We start from the raw sequence: 21,600 nt of genomic DNA on the forward strand, positions 1-21,600 counted from the left end.
GGACAGATCGCGCGGCCCCTACTTCTCGGTAATCTTCAACTCGATCCGCCGGTTCTGCGCCCGGGCCGCATCGGTATCGGCGGGATCGATCGGCTGGTACTCTCCGAAACCCGCGGCGGACAGGCGCGCCGGTGGAAAACCGAGCTCGTCGGTCATGTAACGCACCACCGACAAGGCACGCGCCTGGCTGAGTTCCCAGTTGTCGTCGAAATCGGGGCTGTTGCGGATCGGGGTGTTGTCGGTATGGCCTTCGACCTGCAACACCCAGTCTATGCCTTCGGGGATATCATCCGCCACGCGGCGCAGGATGCGCGCCACCTTCTCGATCTCGGCCTTGCCCTCTTCCGACAGGTCCGCCTCGGCGGGGGCGAACAGGACCTCCGAGGAGAACACGAACCTGTCGCCTTCGATACGCACGCCTTCCTGTGTTCCGAGGATATCGCGCAAACGGCCAAAGAACTCCGACTTGTATTTCTCGAGGTTCTCCTTCTCCTCCTCCAGAAGGGCGTTGCGCTCCTCGGTCAGCCGGCGCTTTTCCTCTTCCAGCTTGCGCTTGGCCTCTTCCTCTTGCCGGCGCTTGCGTTCCTCTGCCGCGGCACGGGCCAGCGCCACGTTGAGATCCTCGCCCAGCGACTCGATCTGGACGTTGGCCTTGGCCTCGCGCGCGCGGGCGTCGTCCAGCAGCGCCTGCAACTCGCCAAGCTGCTCGCGCAGCGCGGCCACCTGACGGTTGAGCAGCGCCTGTTCCCGGCGCGCTTGTTCCGTCAGCTCCTCTTGCCGCGCCAGTTCTTGGCGGGCCTCCTGCAAAAGAGCGGCGCGCTCTTCCGCCTTGCTCAGACGGGTCTTGGCATCCTGCTCTGCCGCCAGCTTGGCGGCCAGCGCCTGTGCCAGCTCGTCACGCGCATCCTCGATTTCCCGCGCCCGGGCATCGGCGGTATCCTCGGCCTCCGCCTTTGCGGCCAGGGCGGCCGCGAGGCGCCGGCGCAGCTCGTCGGCTTCTTGCGCTCCGGCCTCGGCATCCTGCTGGGCGGAAAGCACCTGTGCCAGCCGCGCGCGCACCCGTTCAAGCGCCTGATCGCGCAATTCCAGGCGCCGGCGCAGGTCGGCGATCAGATCGGCGTTCTCGACCGTCTCGTTCTCGGCGGCGGTCTTGGCGGCCAGCGCCTCGGCCAGCCTCTGCTCGAGGCTCTTGGCGTCGCCGGCCAGCGCATCGCGCTCCGAGCGCAGCCTCGCGATGTCGTTTTCCAGCTTGGCCAGCCGCGCCTCGAGGTCCGAGTTCTGCGCACCCAGCGTATCGCGCGTGTCGCGCATCTGGGCCAAGCGGGCTTCCAGCGTTTCCAGCCGCTCCTCCAGCCGGCCGCGGGTCGAGACGAGCGCCTGCTCAGTTTCCGCCAGGTCCCCCTCGGCCATGCTTGCCCGTTGAGTCAGCGCGGCAACCCGCTCCTGCAAGGCGTCGCGGGCAATCCGCAAAGCGGAGAGTTCGGAGCGTAACTGTTCGGACTCGCGTTCAAGCCCGGTTTTCGATGTGGCAAGTGCATCCCTCGCCGTCTCGGCCTTTTCGGCGCGCGCTGTCAACTCTGCCACGCGGTCCTGCAGGCTATCGCGCGCCGCGCCGAGCGTTGTCAGCTCTGCCTGAAGCCGGGCGAGCCGGCGCTCCAGCTCGGACTCGGTCGCGGAAAGATCCTGCCGCGCCGTTTCCAGCTCTCCCTCGGCGGTTTCGGCGCGCCGTGTCAGTGCGGCGACCTCCTCTTGCAGCGCATCGCGGGTATCGCGCAGCGTGGCGAGTTCCGCCTGAAGTCGCGCCACCTCCTCCCGGCGCTCGGTTTCGGCTTCGTCGAGTTCCTCCTGCGCCGCCGCGAGCGCGGCCTCGCTGGTCTCGGCCCGCTCCGTCAGCCCGGTCACCTGCTGGCGTAGCGTATCGCGCGCCGTGCGCAGCGCCAGGAGGTCGGATTGCAGCCGCGAAACCTCGGCCTCCAGCGCGGCCTTGTCAGCGGCGAGGTCGGTCTCGGTCTGCTCGGCCTCGGCGCGCAGGTCGGCCATTGCGGCCTCTGCCGCGGCGATGCGCGCCTCCAGCGTCCGTTCGGTCCGGGTTGCGTCGGTTTGCGCCTGTTGCAGCTCGGCACGCAGCGCGGTCACCGTCGCGTTCTTGTCCTCGGCATCGGCCAGCGCCGCGGCAAGCTCCGCCTCGAGCGTGGACAGCCGGCTCGCCCGCGCTTCTGCCGTCTCTTCCGTCTCGGCCAACCGGTCCTCGAGCGCCGCGATGCGCGCGTCCTTGTCATCGCTGTCGCTCAACGCCGCGGCAAGATCCGTCTCCGTCTCCTCCTGCGCCAGCAGCGCGGCGGCAAGCCGGATGTCGAGATCCTCCTTGGCCTCCTCCGCGGCGGCAAGCATGGTCAGCGTTTCTTCCGCGCGGCGGCGCTCTTCTTCCAGCGCCAGCGTCATCGAGGTCAGCTCGGCCTCCGCGTTCTTCAACTTCTCGCGCAGCGCCTCGGCCGCGGCTGCCTCGGCCAGCCGCGCCTGCTCCTCCTCGCTCAGCTCGGCCTCCAGGTCTTTCACCTGTCCGCTCAGCGCCACGACATCCTGCCGCTCGTCATTGTACCGCCGCCGCAGATCGGAAACGAGCGCCTCGAGCGCCTCGCGCCGCGCCGCGGCCAGCCGCGCCGCCTCGGTTTGGGCGTCGATCTCCTCGCGCAGATCGGCAAGCGCAAGGTTCAGCTGTTCCTGCTCTGACAGCAACTCCTGCTCCCGCGCCTCGAGATCGGCGATGGTGCCCAGATTGCTCTCGCGTTCGGCCAGCAAGCTGGCCACTTGTTCCTCGAAGCTGGCGATCCGGTCGCGCGCCGCCGAGAGGGCCGCGTCCTGTTCCTCTCGCGCGCTTTCAAGGGCGGCAATCGTGGCGGCCTGTTCCCTTTGCCGCTGGCGCGCGTCCCCCAGCGTCGCGCTTAGCTCGCCCACCCGTTCCGTCAGGCTGGCATTGCGGTCGCGCTCCATTCCCAGCGCGCGCGACAGCTGCGCGACCTCGGCCGACAGTTCGTCCAGCTTGCTTTCCTGTCCGCTGATCGTTTCGCGGAGGACGAACTGCACGATCATGAAGATCGACAGCACGAACATCAGGACCAGCAAAAGGCCGGTCATGGCATCCACGAAGCCGGGCCAGATGGACGACTGGAAACGCTGGCCGGTGCGGCGCGAGAGGGGCATGGATCAGCCCTCCCCTCCGGCCTGATCGGTCCGGGACTGGCGGGGCTGGACGGCGCGGCGCTGACCGCTTTCCGCGGCGCGCAGCTGGTTGAATATCTTGGTCAGCGCCGCGAGGTCCGTCCTGATCTCGGTCATCGTTTCCTGGCGGCCGGCACTGATTTCCTCGAGGATCCGCAACATCTGCACGTCAATGGATCGCAGGCGCATGCGGCTTTCCGCGTCAAGCCCGGTATCGGCGGTGGCGCCGCCCTGCGCCTCGATCGCGGCGATCAGCCGCTCCTGCCCGTCGGCAACCTGCATCAGCGCACTGTTGATTGGGTTGGTATCGCCCATCCTGTGGGTCAGTCTTTCGACGGAATCCGCCAGAACACCCAGTTTCTCGTCGACCATGGCACGGCTGACATCCGACTGCGTGACCATCTGCTGCAACGCGTCGATCTGCTCGGTCATCTGTTCGAGAAACCCCGCCAGCGCGGCATTCTCGCCGCCGAACTCGCTGTCGCCCGCGGCGAACCCCACCCGCGTGATCGAGGACATCCACTCCTCAAGCTCGCGGTAAAAGCGGTTCTGCCCGTGTCCGGCGAACAGCTCCAGCAACCCGACCACAAGTGAACCTGCCAACCCCAGAAGCGACGAGGCGAACGCCACCCCCATGCCGCCCAGCTGGGCCTCCAGCCCCGTCATCAAGCGGTTGAACACCTCGACACCGCCCTCGCCCTCCTGTGGGGCAAGGCTGCGAATGGTGTCCACCACGGCGGGGACCGTCGTCGCAAGGCCATAGAACGTGCCCAGAAGCCCGAGGAAGATCAGCATGTTGACGATATAGCGCGTGATCTCGCGCGCCTCGTCGATCCGTTGCGCCACGGAGTCGAGGATTGACCGCGCCGAACTGGCGGCGATTTCCATCCGCTTCGTGCTGCGCTGCCGCATGAGCTGCGCCAGCGGGGCCAGCAGGCGCGGTGCCTTTATCGTGGTGTGCCCGGGACGGCCGGTGACGAAATCCTCGATCCACCGGACCGAGCCGATCAGCTGGAACACCTGCCAGAAACACGCCACCACCCCGATGAAGAACACGAACAGGATGAACCCGTTGAGATAGAGGTTAGCCTCGAACACCGGCAGAACGCGCGGCAACGCCACAAATGCACCGGTCCCGGTCAGGCCGAGCACGATCAGCATCAGGATGATTTGGCGGACGGGCTGCGAGAATTGCGGCGCGACCTCACGGTCCGGCTGGTCCATCTGGACGGCTCCCGGCTCTGACGTTTCTTGTTGTCACCCTACGCTCTATATGGTGGCAAGCCAAGAAATTATCCCACGATCTGGCGCACACGGGTCACCAGCCAGTCCAGTTCTGCATCCCTGATGCCCAGCTCGCGCAGATGGGCGGTGGTATTGAACAGATACTCCGTGTTGGGCCCCCGCCCGCCGGCCGCGCGCGCGATGATGCGTGCCTGTTCCTCCAGCTCGATCGCGCCGCAGTACTGTTCGTGGTCGGCGTCGATCACGTAGGTCACCGCATCCACGCGGCGTCCATCGGCGAGGTCGATGGCCAGCTCCTTCTCGATATAGGCCGCGGAGACGAGTTCACGCTCGCGCAGGTAGGCCAGCACCTCGGCCTCGTCGTTCCTGTCAACGCGCATGCCAAGGCCGGTGCAGTACGCGGTGTCCGACGCGTCAAGCGCGAGGACAAGCCCGGGGTTTTCCGGCGTTCCCCGGTGGTGAACGCTGCGCATGCAGAAACTGCGGTGATAACCGGGCAACGTGGCAATCGCGGTTTCGCGCGCCGTGAAGCCGGGGTTCCACACAAGCGAACCGTATCCGAAAACCCACATCGTCATTTCGCTGTTCCTCGTCGTTGCGAGGGCTTAAACACCATCCCTGAACGGCTTTAAAGAGGCAGAGGCACGATGCGCATCCTGTTGACCCTGATCGTGAGCGCGGCCACCGCGTGGTCGGGATACTGGTTCGTTGGCAGCACCGGGATGACCACCGCTTTCGAAAGCTGGCTGGATGCGCGCCGCGGCGAGGGCTGGGTTGCCGAGGCGGCAGATATCGAAACGCGCGGATTTCCCAACCGTTTCGACACGTCGTTCACGGATATCGCCCTTGCCGATCCCGATACTGGCCTCGCGTGGGAGGCACCTTTCTTCCAGATACTTCAGCTCAGCTACAAGCCGCACCACGTGATCGCCGTGTGGCCCGAACGCCAGTTGATCGCCACGCCGCGGGAAAAATACGAGGTCGCAAGCCGCGACATGCGCGCGAGCATCGTGACCGGCGCCAACATCCGCCTGCCGCTTGAACGCGCGACACTGACCGCCGAGAAACTGTCGGTCACACCGGCAAACGCCGAACAGCCGACCCGGGCCGAGGCGTTGAGGCTGGCAGCCGAGCGTGTACCGGCCCATCCCGCCAAGTACCGCTTCGGACTGGCCGCCGAGGGGCTGTCTCCCGCGCTCGATTGGCGGGTCAAGCTGGACCCCGCGGGCACGCTGCCGGAGCGTTTCGACGCGTTCAAGGCGGACCTGACGGTGAAATTCGACAAGCCGTGGGACCGGTCCGCGATCGAGGAGGCCCGCCCCCAGCCACGCGAGATCGACATTCGTCTCGCCGAGGCAAGCTGGGGACGGCTCGAGTTGCAAGCGGCAGGCCAGCTGACGGTGGACGGCGCCGGCGTCCCCGAAGGCGAAATCGTGGTCAAGGCACGCAACTGGCGGGACATATTGCAACTTGCCGTCGCCTCGGACCAGATCAGCGGCGGCTTTGCCGATACGCTGGAGGATGGTCTGTCGCTCGTCTCGCGGATGGCCGGGCATCCCCGGACGCTGGATATCCCGCTGACCTTCCAGGGGGGGCGCGTGCAGCTGGGTCCGGTTCCGCTGGGGCGGGCGCCCGTGCTCCGCCTCAGATAGCCGCAGGGGGCCGTTTTCCTGTTGCCGAGGCCACGGCCGGAGGATTAGCTGCAGCGCATGGTTCGCTGGTTCATCAGACTGATCGCCATGATGGCCGTGACGCTCGGGATCCTGGCGCCGCAGGGTGCCGGGCTCGCCGCGCTTGCGGGCCTGGCCAATGGCCATGTGCTTGTCATCTGCACCGGCGACGGCCTTCGCACCCTGCGGATCGGACCGGACGGACAGCCGGCGGACGTCACCGAAAAGGCCGAATTCTGCGCGTTGTCACAGGCGGCCGGAACCGCATCCGCCGCCGCACCCGCGGCGGCGATGTCCCGGCTCGTCCACCTGTCCATGCCGGCCCTTTCCAGCCCGCCGCGGCACGTGCCCTCTCCGCGCCGTCCGTCGCTCCCGCGGGCGCCTCCTGCCGTTTGAAGCTTCTGACGACATCCGATTTTTTTCAATGCCGGGCCATACAGCCCGAAGACAACGCTTCGAACAGGAGACAAAGATGAAAACGCTTTCCGCAATCGCGCTCGCCCTCGCAATGCCGTCTGCCGCGGCCGCCAGCGACTATGCTTTCGGGGATCTCCGGATCATGCATCCGCGCATCTTCGAGACGGCCACCACGGCCCGCGCGGGGGGCGGATACGTCACGATCACCAATGTGGGCGAAACCGATGACACGCTGGTCGGTGTCGATGCCGATTTCCCCAAGGTTGAACTGCACCGGTCCTACGAGGAAGACGGCGTCATGCGGATGCAGCATGTCGACGGCATCGCCGTACCGGCGGGAGAAACCGTCGAACTGGCTCCGGGCGGTTACCACGTGATGTTCATGGGGCTGAGCGCCCCCTTCGAGGCCGGCAACGAGGTGCCTGTCACGCTGAGCTTCCAGAAGGCCGGCGACGTCGAGATCATGTTCAATGTCGAGAAACGCACCGGCGACATGGGTCACGGCGGCATGGATCATTCCAGCGGCGATTGAGCCGCGATCGTTCGGGCTTCGCGGTCCGCGCTCCGGCGCGGGCCGTGCTCAGCGACAATAGGCGCCGGACTCGTGGCTGGCGATGTCGAAATGGAAGTGGTCCTGGTGGTGACGGTCCGCCTCGGGGCCGAGCACGGTGCCGAACGGGCCGCAGGCCGACTCGTGCAGTCGCCGCAGCATCCGCCCGCGACGCCCCCTGTCCCAGTGCTCCTCGACCGACAGCCTGTCCCCATCCCGCAACCGGAAGGCCGCGATGTCGATGGCGCGTCCCTTTGCATGCTCGGAGATGCGCGCGCCGGGTTGGCTGTTGCGCGTTCGGCAGGCGTAATGCGCGGCCACGTCCAGTTCTTCGACCCCGCCGCCCATGATACCGATGATCCGGTCCATGTCGCGCGACACCCAGTCATCCAGTACCCGCGCGGTACTGCATTCCATCAGCGCCGGCTGGCTCAGCCGGACACCGCCCACGGCGTGCACCTCGACCGCGTTTCCGAAACCGCAGGCGGCGTTGTTGCCGGTGACGGGCCCGGCAACCGCACCCTTGATCGAAGCGTGCCCGCAGACAGAGCCGCGGCTCGAGATGTCCGGGTCGTCACGCCCGCCCAACAGCGAACACCCCATCAGCACGAGGGGCGCCAATACCATGAATCTCATTGCTCTCAGCCTCTTTTCACACGCCCGAAATCCGGTGCGTCGGTATCTTGCCCGGCTTCGATGATACCACGGCGGATGGCCCGCGTGCGAGTGAAATAGTCGAAGAGGTGATCACCATCCTCGGTGCGGATCGCGCGTTGAAGCGCAAAGAGCTCCTCCGTGAACCGCCCGAGGATTTCCAGTGTCGCGGCCTTGTTGTGCAGGAACACGTCCCGCCACATGGTCGGATCGGAGGCGGCGATGCGGGTGAAATCGCGAAAGCCTGCCGCGGAGTATTTTATCACCTCGCTGTCGGTCACCCGGCGCAGATCGTCGGCCACGCCGACCATGGTGTAGGCGATGAGATGCGGCGCATGTGACGTGACGGCCAGCACGAGGTCGTGATGCTCGGCATCCATCTCCTCGGTCTTGGCCCCCATGGCCTGCCAGAAGGTTTCCAGACGCGCGACGGCGTCCCGGTCACTGCCCGCCTGCGGCACGATCAGGCAATACCGGTTCTCGAACAACCCGGCGAACCCCGAGCGCGGCCCCGAATGCTCCGTCCCTGCAAGGGGATGCGCGGGCACGAAGTGCACACCCTCGGGCAGATGCGGGGCCACGGCCGCGATCACGTCGGCCTTGACGGAACCCACATCGCTCACCGTCGCGCCGGGCTTGAGCACCGGGCCGATCTCGCCGGCGACGCTGCCCATCGCCCCCACCGGCACGCACAACACCACGAGATCGGCACCCTCCGCGGCCTCGGCCGCGCTTTCGCACACCCTGTCGCAAAGGCCGATCTGCCGCGCCACGTCCCGTGTTTCGGCGGACCGCGCATAGCCCGTGACCTCGCCCGCCAGCCCGGCGCGCCGGATGGCCCAGTACATCGAAGAGGCGATCAATCCCAGCCCGATCAGCGCCACGCGGTCGTAGATCGGGTTCATCGTGCGCCCTCCAGGAAACGGCCCACGGCATGGGCCACGCGGCGGCAGGACGGCTCGTCTCCGACCGTGATACGCAGGCAGTTGGGCAGCTTGTATCCCGCCACGCGCCGCACGATCAGCCCGTCGGACTTGAGGAACGCATCACAGGCCTCGGCCTCGGCCGCGTCGGCAAAGCGCGCGAGCACGAAATTCGCCAAAGAGGTGTCGGAAGGCACGCCACGCTCGGCAAGCGCCTCCGCCAGCCAGGCGCGCAGCCGGGTGTTGTCGGCGCGGCATTTCTCGGCCCACGCCGTATCACGCAGCGCAGCCTCGGCCGTGACGAGCGCGGCATGACTGAGGTTGAACGGACCGCGCAAACGGTTGAGCACCTCGATCACGTGCGCGGGGCCGTAACCCCAGCCGACCCGAAGCCCGCCAAGACCGTAAAGCTTGGAAAAGGTGCGCGTCATCACCACGTTGTCGCGTGCCTCAACCAGCGCTGCGCCCCCGTCATATCCCTCCACGTATTCCGCATAGGCGCCGTCGATCACCAGCAATGTCTGCTCGGGCAGGCGATCGGCCAGACGCGCCAGCTCCGCTTCGCCGATCATCGTGCCGGTTGGATTGTTGGGATTGGCGATGAAAACAAGGCGGGTGCGTGGGGTGCACGCGGCAAGGATCGCATCGACATCCGTCACCCTTTCGCGCTCGGGCACCTCGACCGGCGTCGCACCGTTGGCCAAAGCGCCAATCCTGTAGAGCGCGAAGCCGTGCTCGGTATGGATGACCTCATCGCCCGGGCCGGCGTAAGCCTGGCACAGGAAGGCAAGGATCTCGTCGCTGCCCACGCCGCAGATAACGCGCGCCGGGTCCAGGCCGTGCACCTCGCCTATGGCCCCGCGCAGGCCCGCATGGTCGGACGAGGGATAGCGGTGGAGTTCGAAAGCGGCCTTGCGGAACGCTTCCTTGGCGGCTTCGCTTGGGCCAAACGGGTTCTCGTTCGAGCTCAGCTTCACCACGTTGGCGACGCCCTCGACGGTCGAGGCCCCCCCGACATAGGGCGCGATCTCCATGATCCCGGGCTGCGGCTCGATTTTGGTCATTTGCCCTCACTCCTTCACGGTCTTGATATAAGCGCCATCCCGCCTTGACCAGAGCAAACGAAAAGGCCGCGGCGGTGTCCCCCGTCGCGGCCTTTCTCGCGGTATGCAGAACGTTCAGTTCTGCGCGTAGAATTCGATGACGAGGTTGGGTTCCATGTGGACCGGATAGGGCACGTCGGACAGGCCGGGCGTGCGAACGAATTTCGCGGTCATCTTGGAATGGTCGGCCTCGATGTAGTCGGGCACATCACGCTCGGGCAGTTGAACGGCCTCCAGCAGCGCGGTCATCTGCTTGGAGCGGTCGCGCACCTCCACAACGTCGCCTTCCTTGACGCGGTAGGAGGGAATGTTGACCTTCTTGCCGTTCACGCGCACGTGCCCGTGGTTCACGAACTGGCGGGCGGCGAACATGGTCGGCACGAATTTCGACCGGTAAACGACCGTGTCGAGCCGGCGTTCAAGCAGGCCGATCAGCAGCTCGCCGGTATCGCCCTTGACGCGCTCCGCCTCGGCAAAGATGCGGCGGAACTGCTTTTCCGTCAGGTCGCCGTAATATCCCTTCAGCTTCTGCTTCGCGCGCAGCTGCAGGCCGAAGTCGGACATCTTGCCCTTGCGGCGCTGGCCGTGCTGGCCGGGGGCGTATTCGCGACGGTTGACGGGGGATTTCGGGCGCCCCCAGATGTTTTCGCCCATCCGGCGGTCTATCTTGTACTTGGCAGCGGTGCGTTTGGTCACCTCTGGTCTCCTTCCGATCCATAGAAGGGCGTTGTCCTTTGCGTCCCGGCGCATCCCGGTCGGCCGACAGGCATCCCCTTGCGGGGGCCACCAACACCAATGAAGGCGCGCTTATACAGGGCCACGGGTGGGAGTCAACCGGCAAGGGGCAGCGGCGCCCTGCCGCATGTTCCCCGAACCGCCCCGGTGGTGCGCAACGCGATGGATGACCCCGGTCAGGCCGCCTCGTGCATGAGGATCGCCGCCTCCGACACGCTCAGGCTGCGCCGGGCGAAACCGCCATAGGCATGGGGCTCGTGTTCCATCGCCGGGTTGATGTCCAGAAGCCTTTCGCGGTCACAGGCATCCAGCGTGGTCAGCGCGGCCGAGGCGGGGTGGAAGCTCTCGGTCTCGACGCCGTTGGCCCACAGCACCTGGTGCCGCGGGAGCAGCAGGTGGATATAGGTCACCTCCCGCACCGCGAGGTCGAACGCGATGGTGTCATTGTTAACCAAGTCCTTGGCCGAGACCAGCACCTCGGGTGTGTTGAAAAGCGACCGCGCCACCGCGCCCTTGACCAGCATGCGGTGCTCTGGAGACACCAGCAGCTCCTGGTCCGGCTGGTGGATGCCAAGCGCCCCCATGCGCATCCGGACGGGGCGCAGATGCGGCATGGCAAACAGCCGCGCGCCGGTCATGCGCCGCTTGCCGATCCATTGCACCGGTTGGCGGCCGTTGTCCTTGGTCTGAACGTAGTCGCCCTCGCGCAGTTCCTCCACCAGGCGCGGCCCGCAGGGTGTCTCTATCCGCGTGCCGGGCGTAAAGCAGATGACGCCGCCGGCCTCCGGGGCCGTGGTGTTGCGCGCCAGCGCATCGAGCGAGTGGTGCACCACCCACAGCTCGCGCTCATGCGGGGGCAGGTCATCGACAAAGACCAGCAGCGGCGGCGACCCGTTGCCAACCGGTATGACCGTTACCGTGTATGTCCTCAGCCCGTCGGTAACGACGAAGCCGGTATCGGCCAGTGGCTCGTTGACCTCGACCTCGTGAAGGTTGCTCCGTGTATCCCGTGCCGCCGCGACCAGCCGCCGCACGAGTTTCGCCGCGCCTTTGCGCCGTGCCGCGTGCCTGTCATGTCCTTCAAGCCGCAGAATGCCGTTCGGGCCGTCCACCCGGACCACCTCGCCGCGCCATGCCCAAGACGCGCCGACCGAGAGCGTTTCGATCGGGGCTGCGATGAGCCCGTCCACTTCCGTCTGCGACCAGGATATGACGAACGCGCCCCGAAAGCCCGTCTCCATACCTGATTTCCTGCCTCTATATTTTTATTCAAACGAGTGTATCAGATAAGGATCGCCCTGCAAACCCTGAACAATCAACGATGAATCAGAACTTGACCCGCAACTGCATCGATCCGACGACCTGCGTCTCGGACTGCGTGGCGAATTCCTTGCCCAGCCACGTCAGCCCGTAGAACAGGCTGGTGCCGGAGCGGTTGCGCCAATGCATGCCCGCCCGCGCCCGTGACCGCGTGTCACGCAGTCGCGCGGCCCCGCTGGAGGGGATGAATTCGCTGCTGGCGACATGGGCGATGTCGGCGCCCATGAAAAGCGACACCCCCTGATAGGCGTCCTCCTGGATCACGCTGAAACGCTGCCCGGTAACGGGTGATCTTACCAGCAGACCGCCCGCGCCAAAGCGGCCGAAGGTCAGGTCGGCCCCGGCGCGCACCAGCGTTTCGACACCCGCCCGCGCCTCGATGAACGGGCGCAGCCGCGCCGCATGGCCCAGACGGAATTCGCGCCCGGCCTCGACCACGAGGGCCGGGTCGAGGTCATCGCTGATCTGGGCGGCCTTGGCGGCCGGAGATGCACCGCGGCCGCCGAAGATGTCGTGGAATATCTCCTGCAGGTGGTCGAGCTGAGTGATCGGACCCGTCACCACCAGGTCACCGCCAAGCGAATACTCGATGGCATTCGGCTGGAAATGCGTGTGCAGGCCAAAGGAAAGCGCCTGCGCATAAACGCGGTCCTGCGGTGCCGGCGCTTGCAGGTTCGACGGTGCGATCACCTGGCCGTTGACCCGCAACTCCCATAGCTGCCCCAGCCCGCGCGGCAGCGCGCCGGACCACCCCGGCGCGTAGGCAAGGCTGGACGCGAACGACCCTGTGCGCCAGCGGTCCTCGCCGTCCCCGAGGGAGTCGTTGGTGAAAAGAAGGCCGTAGTGAAGCCCGCGCTCCTGCGCGGAGGCCGGAAATGCCGCAAGGCACAGCGCGCAAAGCGCGGCGAGAAGGCGTAGCATGAGTCCCCGTACTCTCGATGTGGCCCCCCGGCGGGTTGCTGATAGCAAACAACCTGCCGCGGCTGCCAGCCCGCAACCCGTCGTCCCGCCGAGACGAGGCCGGCCTGCGGCGATTCAGCCACATGGGCCCGTGTCAGAGGCGGCGCATCCAGAACTGCAGCCGGTGCGTGGTTTCCTGCGGCTGGTCGATGTCCTTCCAGTCGAACGTGGCCACGACACCGGGCAGCGGGGCATAGCCGCGCTTGCGCCAGAACCCGTCGAGAGGCTGGTACCCTTCGGGCCGGAGCGGGTGGTCTTCGGGCCGCAGCACCCCGCAAAAGGCCGAGTAGCTTCGGCCGAGTTCCCTCGCATGGGCTTCCCGCGCATCGAAGAAGGCATGCCCGATTCCCCGGCCACGGTATTCGGGCAACAAGACGCTTTCCGCGCAGTAGAATATGTCCTGCAGGTCGACGCCCTGCCCCTCGAATGCCGCGGAGAAATCCCCGGCGTGATCCTCCATCGGCGTGCCGGTGGCCGCGCCAACCAGCCTGTCGCCGTCGAACGCGCCGACGAGGATCGCGTTCTCGCTCTCGCGATAGGGTTGCAGATACGCTTCCTCGTAGGCCGCGTCGCCGTCATAGAGATACGGCCATGCCCGGAAAACCTCGATCCTGAGCCGGGCAACCTCCGGCAGCGCATCGGCCAGCGCCGTCCCCGTCAGCCGCTCGACCCTCATCACGACACCTGCCGCGTCCAGTCCGACAGGTTGTAGTACGTGACGATACGGGTGATCAGCCCGTCCCTGAGCGAGAAGAACGACCCGGCGGGCAGGCAATAGCTCTGCCCCGTCGCCTCGGGCAGGCCCTCGTCGGTTTGCAGGTAGGTGCCGTTCACGACGTATTCGGCGGCCGCGCGGGTTCCGCCCTCTGCCTCGAAGATCACCATATCGGTGAGCTTCTCTCGGTAGCAGCGGTTCATGTGCTCGCAGAACGCGCGGAACGCGTCCTTGCCGCGCCGAACCTCGCCCTCGTTGACATGATGGGCCACGTCGTCGCTCAGGCAGGCGAGCATACCCGGCACATCGCCCTTGTTGAAAGCGTCGAAATAGGCTGCAACGGTTTCCTTCATCCATCCTCCCCGGGATCGCCCCAACGGTCCTTCAGGTGCTTTATGATCTGGTCGCGCGTCTGGCGATAGGCGTCCAGCTTGGCCTCCCGCGTTTCACCCAGCCCCGTGGGATCAAGGATCGGCCAATAGACCACCTCCAGGTGAAACAGCCGCGTCAGCTCCAGCGCCTTGCGCTGGCTGGCCGGGCTGAGCGCCACGATCAGGTCGAAGGACGACAGGTCGTCGCCCCACTGTTCCATCTCGTCGAAGCTGCGCGTGCGATGGCGGTCAAGCTCCACCCCCAGTTCGCGGCACACGGCGATGGAAAAGCCGTCGATGTCCATGTCGCTCTTGACCCCGGCGGACTGTACGTAGACGTCAGTGCCGTAGAGCTTCTTCATGATCCCCTCGGCCATGGGGGAACGGACGGCGTTGTGATCGCAGCAGAAGAGCACCGACTGGGGAAGCTCCCGCACCACCGGTTCAGCCCCCGTAATGCAGCACGCATATGAGCGTGAAGAGCCGTCGCGCGGTGTCACCGTCGACCTCCGCCTTTCCCTCCAGCCGTTCCTCCAGCACCCGCGCGCCCTCGTTATGGATACCGCGGCGGGCCATGTCGATCGTCTCGATCTGGCTCGGCGGCAGGTTCTTGACCGCGTCGAAATAGCTTTCGCAGATCTGCCAGTAATCCTTGACGACCTGCCGGAACGGGCTGAGCGACAGGTGGAATTCCGCCGCCGGCTCGCCGGCCTCGGTCCGCACGTCAAAGACCAGCCGCTTCTCGCGGATCGAAAGGCTGACCTGGTAGGGACCATCCGGCACGAGGCGATCGTCGCGCTTGGGCAGGCTGAACGAGTTTTCCTCGATCAGGTCGAACATGGCGACCTTGCGCTCCTGTTCGATCTCCGGCGTGGGCGGTGGCAGGTTCGCGTCATCCAGTTCGATATGGCAGATGCGGCTCATCGGATCGGTCTTTCGGTTTCCTTGCAGGATCGTGCCTAGACCACACTTGTGTCATGGGCAATGCAGCCGGGCGAGGGGGCGCGCGGATTTTGCGGCGTTGTGGCGGTGCGGGCGCGCACGGGCACGCCTATTGCCCGGCGACCGCCTGTCCGGACAAAAGAGCGGCAACCGCGAAGGTCACGTCATCGACACGGCGCTCCAACTGGACGCGGTAGACCGGCGCGCCCACGGCGCGCCCGGCGGTGAATGCCGCCATCATCAGGCCGCGCTCGATCGTCAGGCCGCCATCGCGGTACCGCGCGTCGATCTGCATCAGGGCCGTGATGCCGATGCCGAAAAACGTCGTCAACGGGACCGAAAGGGATATCGTGCGCAGCCGCAACGTCTCCATCCGGGTCCTGATACGCTCCAGCTCCGCGTCGTCGAAGTCGGGAAAACCCTCGGCACCATCGGGAACGGAAACATTCCGTGGAAGCCCGGCCAGCACCTCCTCGAGAAAGGACAGCTCCTGCGCATAGGTGTCCTGCACCGCCTGGGCCTCTGCCCTTGGCATGGCGGCGGGCGTGTTCTGCCAGACGATGACGCCGACCAGCAGCGCCGCCGTCAGCAGGTTGGCAAGCAGGAACCCGAGACCGGACCGCCAGCGAACCGCGACACCGAAAAACGAGGCAAGCGCCACGAGTTCCACCCCCGTATCCACGACGCCGACGCCAAGGGCGTAGGACGAGAACTCGACCATGTCGCCCCGCCCGAACACCATGACGACGAGCGGCTCCAGCAACGGGTAGAGCACGAGACCCGCAACGGGGTAGATCACGATGCCGCCGAACATCGAGATCAGGTTGACGAATATGGCGAGCCGCGCCGCACGGGGCCATTCGAGCCCGAAAAGAACCCTCAGCGCCACGGCCTCGACCAGCAGCGCAACCAGTAGGACATGCGCACGAAGGCGAAGAACGGCAGCATGGGCATGTCGGCACCAGCCGGACCGGCCGCCGTGACGGCCATAATTGTCACCGCGGCGAAACGTAGGCCGTCGCGGTGGTGCTCACGCTTCATTGAAGTGGCTCCCGCCCTTGGCAGCAGGCTACCACCCGGCCCGGGCGTTCGACTTGCCCGCGGTCAATTCCGGCCGACCGGTTGGGTGTTCGGGGCGCGGCGCCGTGAGCCGCCCTGACCCGAACTCAGCGCTTGTTCAGCGACTCCAGCCGCGCCCGCACGCTCAGCCCGTGCGCCTGGAGGCTCTCGGCGCGGGCGAGCGCCTCTGCCGCGGGGCCGACGGCGCGCAGCGCCGCGGGCGTCATGCGCGCCAGCGTGGTACGCTTGAGGAAGTCCATGACCGACAGGCCGGACGAGAACCTTGCCGAGCGCGCCGTGGGCAGAACATGGTTGGGGCCGCCAACGTAATCGCCGATTGCCTCCGGCGTCCACTGGCCAAGAAAGATCGCCCCGGCATGCGTGATCCGCCCGGCCAGCCCCTCTGCGTCATCGACGCAGAGTTCCAGGTGTTCGGGCGCGATCCGGTCTGCCAGCCGCGCGGCCGTGTCCAGATCCGGAACGGTAATCACCGCGCCGAAGTCACGCCAGCTCGCCCCGGCGATGTCGCGCCGGTCCAGGGTTTGCAGACGTGTTTCCACCGCCTCCCGCACGGCGTTGGCGAAACCGGCATCGTCGGTGATCAGGATCGCCTGCGCGCTCTCGTCGTGCTCGGCTTGGCTGAGCATGTCGAGCGCGATCCAGTCGGGGTCATTGTCGCGGTCCGCGATGACAAGGATTTCCGACGGCCCGGCGATCATGTCGATGCCCACCCGTCCGAACACCCGTCGCTTGGCCGCGGCAACATAGGCGTTGCCGGGGCCGGTGATCTTGTCGACGGCCGCGATGCTCTCGGTGCCATACGCCAGCGCAGCGACCGCCTGCGCGCCGCCCACGCGGTAGATCTCGTCAACACCGGCCAGCCGCGCCGCCAGCATCACCAGCGGGTTGGCCACGCCGCCAGGCGTGGGCACGGTGATGGCCAGCCGCTCGACACCCGCGACCTTGGCCGGGATCGCGTTCATGAGCACCGAGGAGGGATAGGAGGCCAGCCCGCCGGGCACGTAGAGCCCTGCCGCCGATACCGGGGTCCAGCGCCAGCCCAGCGTCGCGCCCTCCGGATCGGTCCAGCTCTCGTCCTTCGGCATCTGGCGGGCGTGGTAGGCGCGGATGCGTTCCGCGGCCAGTTCCAGCGCCTGGCGGTCGTGCGCGGGCACCTCTGCCACAAGGGCGTCAACTTCGCCGGCGGAAAAACGCAGCCCGCCGGGCGCAATGTCCACGCGGTCGAAACGCCGGGTCAGGTCGATCAACGCCGCGTCGCCCCGCGCGCGCACATCGCCGATGATCGCGGCCACGGCATCATCCACGTCCTGCGATTCCTCGCGCTTCGCGCCAAGCAACGCGGTGAACGCCTGTTCGAAACCCGGGTCGGCGGCATCGAGGATGTGCGGCATTGCGGTGTTCCCTGACGAATTCGGCTCTCCACCGCATAGCCGCTCGGCGGGATGGTCACAAGCGGCGGCAGGGCAAGTTGACCTGCGTCATTCCGTGACGGCGGCCGGCATGCTAGACATCAGCCGGCATGACGACGAACAGGCAAGTTGACAGGATGACACGCATACCGTTCATCGCGGCGGGGATGGTTTGCTGCCTGTTGGCGGCCGCGTCCGCGTCCGCGGAAAGCCTCGGTCGGCCCGACTACATGGACTATTGCGCAGCCTGCCACGGCGAGACCGGGGCGGGTGACGGCCCGTTATCGGAAATCATCGACCGCGCCGTGCCCGCCCTCACCGGGCTGGCGGCCGACAATGGCGGGCGGTTTCCCATGCTCAGGGTGATCCGAACGATCGACGGCCGCGAGCAAGTGCCCGGCCATGGGTATCCGATGCCCGTCTGGGGTAACCGCTTGACCGAGACCACGCGCGACACCGGCGACTACCCGGTCGAGCTCGTCGTGCGGGGGCGCGTCCTGTCCCTCGCCTATTACCTCGAATCGATCCAGCGGTGACGCCTACCCGCGCGCCAGCCGCTTGCGCATCGGCTGGCCGCGGGTGCGGAAGAATTCCACCGCGGGCCCCTCGTTCTGCCAGCCGCGCGCCAGAAAGAACGGGTGTGCCGCCTTGGTGCTGACAAGACGCCCCTCGTCATGGCCTAGCGCGGCAAGCTCCTCTTCCATGGAGTGCAGCAGCGCCTTGCAGTGGCCCCGCCCCGCATGGCGCGGCGCGGCATAAAGCAACAATATGCGGCCATCGTGCGATATCGCGCCCACGGAGGCGATTTCGCCGTCCTGTGTGGCCACGCGGATCCCGTGCGCGCCCTCCAGCCATATCCGGACCTGATCGGGCGTCTTGTTGGCGATCCACGCGCCGATCGCGGCGGGGTCGTTGTTGTGGTCCGGCAGGCAGAGTTCACGGATGGAGGCGATCAGAACGGCGCTGATACCGTCGGCATCGTCGAGCCGGGCCTGGCGGATCTCGGTCATCGCGTCAGGCCTCGTGATCGGGCACCTTGCCGGAGGGGGCGCGGTAGGGGCGCGTGACATCCTTCAAGGTGACCTCGACCGCTTCGACCTTAAGGCGGATCATGCCGTCCCCGGCGAGGATCAGTTCCAGGTTTTCGTGTCCCGTCTCGGCCGTTCCGTGTTCGATGGCCAGCAAGGACAGGACAAGATCGGCATCGTGTCGGTCAATCCCCTGGCTCGCGACGCGGAGCACGTTGTCCACCACCAGCAGCGAACGCACGCGCTCCGGCCCGTGGCCGGGCCCGTCGGGGTATTCCCAGCGGAAGCGGTTGATCAGCACGGCGAAGCGCCGCTCACGGGATCGCCATGTCATTTCCGTCGCCGGAAACACGGCATCCTGAACCAGCGAGGACACCACCTTGACGTCCTCCGGATCAAGCGCGACGAGATTCAGGGGCGTCTCGCCGCCCTGCTCGAAAGTGGCATCATCGGTCACGTTCCGGTCACCCTCTCGATCTTTGCACCCACATTTCCCAGCTTCTCCTCGACACTCTCATAACCGCGGTCGAGGTGGTAGACCCTGTTCACGACCGTTTCGCCCTCGGCGGCGAGACCGGCAAGGATGAGCGACACGCTGGCGCGCAGATCGGTGGCCATCACCGGCGCGCCTTTCAGTTGCTCCACCCCCGTGACGGTGGCGGTGCCCCCCTGCACGTCGATGCGCGCCCCCATGCGGACGAGTTCCGGCGCGTGCATGAACCTGTTCTCGAAAATCTTCTCTTCCAGCACGCTGACGCCGTCGGCGGTGCACATCAGCGCCATCATCTGCGCCTGCAGGTCGGTGGGAAAGCCGGGAAAGGGCTCGGTCGTGACGTCGACGGCCCGGACCCGTCCGCCGCGGCGTGTCACCTTGAGCCCGCGGGCCGTTTGCTCGACGGATATGCCGGCCTCGTCGAGCTTGTCGCAAAAGGCGCCGACCAGTTCCACCCGCCCGCCGAGGCATTCGACCTCACCGCCGCAGATCGCCGGTGCCAGCATGTAGGTTCCCAGCTCGATCCGGTCCGGCACCACCGGGTGCGTCGCCCCGCCCAACCGGTCGGTCCCCTCGATCGTGATCGTGCCGGTGCCTTCCCCCTCGATCCGTGCGCCCATCCGCCTCAGGCATTGCGCGAGATCGACGATCTCGGGCTCTTGCGCCGCGTTGCGCAGCACCGTTGTGCCGCGGGCGAGCGTGGCTGCCATCAGCGCGTTTTCCGTCGCGCCCACCGATACCAGCGGGAACTCGAACTCGCCGCCCTTCAGGCCGCCCTTGGCCGTGGCGTGCACGTAGCCGTCCTCGAGCTCCAGCTTTGCCCCCATTGCCTCCAGCGCCCTCAGATGCAGGTCCACCGGGCGCGCACCGATGGCGCAACCGCCGGGCAGCGAGACCACCGCGTGTTCCTCGCGTGCGAGCAGCGGCCCCAGCACGAGGATGGATGCCCGCATCTTGCGCACGATGTCGTACTCGGCAACGTGGCTGGTCAGCCCGCGGCCCGACAACGCCAGAACCTGACCGTCCTGCATGGTGGTCACTTCCGTGCCGAGGCTTTGCAACAGCGCGCCCATGGTCCGGATATCGGACAGGCGCGGCGCATTGGTCAGCGTCAGCGGTTCGTCGCTCAGCAGTGCCGCCGGCATGAGCGTCAGACACGCGTTCTTGGCCCCGGCAATCGGGATGTCCCCCGAGAGGGGGCCGTTGCCGGTCACCCGTATCGAATCCATCTTTTTTCAGTCCTTGCTTTCCGCCGCGTCCCCGCCCTGTTCCGACCGCTTGCGGGCCCGCGCCTGTGCCTTGCGCCGGGCCATGTTGGCCTTCAACGCGGCTTTCAGGCGGGTCTCGCGGCTATCCTTCTGCGCTGCGGCCGACTTGTCACGGGGTGCCTTTTTCACCATGTCCCCTTTCCTATAGCAGGCGCAAATCGCGGTCCAGATATCCCTTGCACGATCACACGGAAGCGTCTATCAGGCGCGCCATTGGCGAGGCTGCTGTAGCTCAGTGGTAGAGCGCACCCTTGGTAAGGGTGAGGTCGGGAGTTCAATCCTCCCCAGCAGCACCATTCACCCGGCAGGCAAGATGGTGCCGACGCACGCCAAAACAGACACTTTCACACGCGGCACCGGCCCTCTATAAGGGCGGCGGTCCGGGCGGCCGAGTCGCCGCCCCGGTTCCATGGCGGCGACAGGACCAGACACAAACATGTCAATGTTCAACAATATCCCCGGTCTCTTTTCCTCGGACATGGCGATCGACTTGGGAACAGCGAACACGCTTGTCTACGTGAAGGGGCGCGGTGTCATCCTGTCGGAACCGTCCGTTGTCGCCTATCATGTCAAGGACGGCGTCAAGAAGGTGCTTGCCGTCGGCGAGGACGCAAAACTGATGCTGGGCCGCACGCCGGGCAGCATCGAGGCGATCCGCCCGATGCGCGAAGGGGTGATCGCCGATTTCGACACCGCCGAGGCGATGATCAAGCACTTCATCCGCAAGGTGCACAAGCGCTCGACCTTCTCCAAGCCCAAGATCATCGTCTGCGTGCCCCACGGCGCCACACCGGTCGAGAAACGCGCGATCCGCCAGTCGGTGCTGTCGGCGGGCGCACGGCGCGCGGGGCTGGTGGCCGAACCCATCGCCGCGGCGATTGGCGCAGGCATGCCCATCACCGACCCCACCGGCAACATGGTCGTCGACATCGGCGGCGGCACGACCGAGGTCGCCGTGCTCAGCCTTGGCGACATCGTCTATGCCCGCTCGATCCGCGTGGGCGGCGACCGGATGGACGAGGCGATCATCAATTACCTGCGCCGCCAGCTGAACCTGCTGGTGGGCGAATCAACCGCCGAGCGCATCAAGACGTCCATCGGCACGGCGCGGATGCCCGATGACGGGCGGGGTACGTCACTCCAGATCCGGGGGCGCGACCTGCTCAACGGGGTGCCCAAGGAAACGGAGATCACTCAGGCGCAGGTGGCCGAGGCGCTGTCCGAGGTCGTGCAGTCGATCTGCGAGGCCGTGATGACCGCGCTGGAGACCACACCGCCCGACCTCGCCGCCGACATCGTGGACCGCGGCGTGATGCTGACCGGGGGGGGCGCGCTGCTGGCCGATCTCGACCTCGCGCTGCGCGAGCAGACCGGGCTGGCCGTCTCGATCGCCGATGACAGCCTCAACTGCGTCGCACTCGGCACGGGCAAGGCGTTGGAGTTTGAAAAACAGCTCCGGCACGCGATAGACTACGAAAGCTAGGCAAAGGCTTCGAAG

General features: G+C 66.6%; 25 protein-coding genes and 1 tRNA gene. 6 read left to right on the forward strand and 20 right to left on the reverse strand.

Annotation, left to right across the window (positions count from 1 at the left end; translation table 11 throughout):
* Positions 1-18 precede the first annotated feature (18 nt).
* From ACH13J_RS07510 to ACH13J_RS07520, 3 genes are all read right to left on the reverse strand, one after another.
* Entirely contained in the window at positions 19-3,201 is a 3,183-nt protein-coding gene (locus ACH13J_RS07510) for a peptidoglycan -binding protein (protein ID WP_397542707.1), read from the reverse strand.
* Between the two features lie 3 nt (positions 3,202-3,204).
* Positions 3,205-4,443, reverse strand: a complete 1,239-nt coding sequence (locus ACH13J_RS07515) for a biopolymer transporter ExbB (protein WP_397542708.1) — start codon at positions 4,441-4,443, stop codon at positions 3,205-3,207.
* Between the two features lie 68 nt (positions 4,444-4,511).
* Positions 4,512-5,042: a gamma-glutamylcyclotransferase gene (locus ACH13J_RS07520; RefSeq protein ID WP_397542709.1), complete on the reverse strand. Its 531-nt coding sequence runs from the start codon at positions 5,040-5,042 to the stop codon at positions 4,512-4,514.
* A 69-nt stretch (positions 5,043-5,111) separates the two neighbouring features.
* On the opposite strand from ACH13J_RS07520, the gene ACH13J_RS07525 reads away from it, so the two are divergent.
* From ACH13J_RS07525 to ACH13J_RS07535, 3 genes are all read left to right on the forward strand, one after another.
* On the forward strand, positions 5,112-6,116 hold the full coding sequence (locus ACH13J_RS07525) for a DUF2125 domain-containing protein (RefSeq protein ID WP_397542710.1): 1,005 nt from the start codon (positions 5,112-5,114) through the stop codon (positions 6,114-6,116).
* Positions 6,117-6,203: 87 nt separating this feature from the next.
* Complete coding sequence (locus ACH13J_RS07530; RefSeq protein ID WP_397542711.1) at positions 6,204-6,530, forward strand: hypothetical protein; 327 nt, start codon at positions 6,204-6,206, stop codon at positions 6,528-6,530.
* Between the two features lie 76 nt (positions 6,531-6,606).
* Complete coding sequence (locus ACH13J_RS07535; protein WP_397542712.1) at positions 6,607-7,083, forward strand: copper chaperone PCu(A)C; 477 nt, start codon at positions 6,607-6,609, stop codon at positions 7,081-7,083.
* A gap of 48 nt (positions 7,084-7,131) precedes the next feature.
* On the opposite strand, the gene ACH13J_RS07540 is transcribed toward ACH13J_RS07535, so the two are convergent.
* From ACH13J_RS07540 to hisD, 13 genes are all read right to left on the reverse strand, one after another.
* On the reverse strand, positions 7,132-7,728 hold the full coding sequence (locus tag ACH13J_RS07540) for an extensin family protein (RefSeq protein ID WP_397542713.1): 597 nt from the start codon (positions 7,726-7,728) through the stop codon (positions 7,132-7,134).
* Between the two features lie 14 nt (positions 7,729-7,742).
* Positions 7,743-8,660, reverse strand: coding sequence for a prephenate/arogenate dehydrogenase family protein (locus ACH13J_RS07545; protein WP_397542714.1), 918 nt, complete (start codon positions 8,658-8,660; stop codon positions 7,743-7,745).
* A complete protein-coding gene (gene hisC / locus ACH13J_RS07550) occupies positions 8,657-9,742 on the reverse strand; it encodes a histidinol-phosphate transaminase (protein WP_397542715.1) in 1,086 nt (361 codons plus the stop codon). Before hisC ends, ACH13J_RS07545 begins: the two co-directional genes overlap by 4 nt.
* Positions 9,743-9,856: 114 nt before the next feature.
* Complete coding sequence (gene rpsD / locus ACH13J_RS07555) at positions 9,857-10,477, reverse strand: 30S ribosomal protein S4 (protein ID WP_397542716.1); 621 nt, start codon at positions 10,475-10,477, stop codon at positions 9,857-9,859.
* Between the two features lie 215 nt (positions 10,478-10,692).
* Complete coding sequence (locus ACH13J_RS07560) at positions 10,693-11,757, reverse strand: Hint domain-containing protein (RefSeq protein ID WP_397542717.1); 1,065 nt, start codon at positions 11,755-11,757, stop codon at positions 10,693-10,695.
* Between the two features lie 85 nt (positions 11,758-11,842).
* Positions 11,843-12,757 (reverse strand): lipid A-modifier LpxR family protein, encoded by a 915-nt coding sequence (locus ACH13J_RS07565; protein ID WP_397542718.1) that lies wholly within the window; start codon positions 12,755-12,757, stop codon positions 11,843-11,845.
* Positions 12,758-12,890: 133 nt separating this feature from the next.
* Positions 12,891-13,472, reverse strand: a complete 582-nt coding sequence (locus tag ACH13J_RS07570; RefSeq protein ID WP_397542763.1) for a GNAT family N-acetyltransferase — start codon at positions 13,470-13,472, stop codon at positions 12,891-12,893.
* A complete protein-coding gene (locus ACH13J_RS07575) occupies positions 13,472-13,864 on the reverse strand; it encodes a ketosteroid isomerase-related protein (RefSeq protein ID WP_397542719.1) in 393 nt (130 codons plus the stop codon). The genes ACH13J_RS07570 and ACH13J_RS07575 overlap by 1 nt, the downstream gene beginning before the upstream one ends.
* A complete protein-coding gene (locus ACH13J_RS07580; RefSeq protein ID WP_397542764.1) occupies positions 13,861-14,319 on the reverse strand; it encodes an arsenate reductase/protein-tyrosine-phosphatase family protein in 459 nt (152 codons plus the stop codon). Before ACH13J_RS07580 ends, ACH13J_RS07575 begins: the two co-directional genes overlap by 4 nt.
* 7 nt (positions 14,320-14,326) lie before the next feature.
* A complete protein-coding gene (locus ACH13J_RS07585; protein WP_397542720.1) occupies positions 14,327-14,806 on the reverse strand; it encodes a UPF0262 family protein in 480 nt (159 codons plus the stop codon).
* A 127-nt stretch (positions 14,807-14,933) separates the two neighbouring features.
* Entirely contained in the window at positions 14,934-15,713 is a 780-nt protein-coding gene (locus ACH13J_RS07590) for a hypothetical protein (protein WP_397542721.1), read from the reverse strand.
* Positions 15,704-15,865, reverse strand: coding sequence for a hypothetical protein (locus ACH13J_RS07595; protein WP_397542722.1), 162 nt, complete (start codon positions 15,863-15,865; stop codon positions 15,704-15,706). The genes ACH13J_RS07590 and ACH13J_RS07595 overlap by 10 nt, the downstream gene beginning before the upstream one ends.
* Positions 15,866-15,990: 125 nt before the next feature.
* A complete protein-coding gene (hisD, locus tag ACH13J_RS07600) occupies positions 15,991-17,295 on the reverse strand; it encodes a histidinol dehydrogenase (RefSeq protein ID WP_397542723.1) in 1,305 nt (434 codons plus the stop codon).
* 155 nt (positions 17,296-17,450) lie between these two features.
* Between hisD and ACH13J_RS07605 the strand changes: the two genes are divergently transcribed.
* The gene (locus ACH13J_RS07605; RefSeq protein ID WP_397542724.1) at positions 17,451-17,849 is read left to right on the forward strand and encodes a c-type cytochrome; all 399 of its coding nucleotides are present in this window, start codon (positions 17,451-17,453) and stop codon (positions 17,847-17,849) included.
* 3 nt (positions 17,850-17,852) lie between these two features.
* Here ACH13J_RS07605 and ACH13J_RS07610 read toward each other — a convergent pair whose 3' ends face one another.
* Genes ACH13J_RS07610 through ACH13J_RS07625 form a run of 4 tightly spaced genes read right to left on the reverse strand, consistent with a single transcriptional unit; the run spans position 17,853 to position 20,234 of the window.
* A complete protein-coding gene (locus ACH13J_RS07610) occupies positions 17,853-18,323 on the reverse strand; it encodes a GNAT family N-acetyltransferase (RefSeq protein ID WP_397542725.1) in 471 nt (156 codons plus the stop codon).
* A 4-nt stretch (positions 18,324-18,327) separates the two neighbouring features.
* Positions 18,328-18,798, reverse strand: coding sequence for a DUF2948 family protein (locus ACH13J_RS07615; RefSeq protein ID WP_397542726.1), 471 nt, complete (start codon positions 18,796-18,798; stop codon positions 18,328-18,330).
* Positions 18,795-20,063 carry a UDP-N-acetylglucosamine 1-carboxyvinyltransferase gene (gene murA / locus ACH13J_RS07620; RefSeq protein ID WP_397542727.1) on the reverse strand — a complete coding sequence of 423 codons (1,269 nt, stop codon included), beginning with the start codon at positions 20,061-20,063 and terminating at the stop codon, positions 18,795-18,797. The genes ACH13J_RS07615 and murA overlap by 4 nt, the downstream gene beginning before the upstream one ends.
* Positions 20,064-20,069: 6 nt before the next feature.
* Positions 20,070-20,234: a hypothetical protein gene (locus tag ACH13J_RS07625; protein ID WP_397542728.1), complete on the reverse strand. Its 165-nt coding sequence runs from the start codon at positions 20,232-20,234 to the stop codon at positions 20,070-20,072.
* 89 nt (positions 20,235-20,323) lie between these two features.
* On the opposite strand from ACH13J_RS07625, the gene ACH13J_RS07630 reads away from it, so the two are divergent.
* Both ACH13J_RS07630 and ACH13J_RS07635 read left to right on the forward strand, forming a co-directional pair.
* Positions 20,324-20,398 (forward strand) — tRNA-Thr (locus ACH13J_RS07630).
* Positions 20,399-20,538: 140 nt separating this feature from the next.
* The gene (locus ACH13J_RS07635) at positions 20,539-21,585 is read left to right on the forward strand and encodes a rod shape-determining protein MreB (protein ID WP_397542729.1); all 1,047 of its coding nucleotides are present in this window, start codon (positions 20,539-20,541) and stop codon (positions 21,583-21,585) included.
* Positions 21,586-21,600 lie beyond the last annotated feature (15 nt).

This window comes from Roseovarius salis (assembly GCF_044472985.1).
In the GTDB taxonomy this organism is placed as follows: domain Bacteria; phylum Pseudomonadota; class Alphaproteobacteria; order Rhodobacterales; family Rhodobacteraceae; genus Roseovarius; species Roseovarius salis.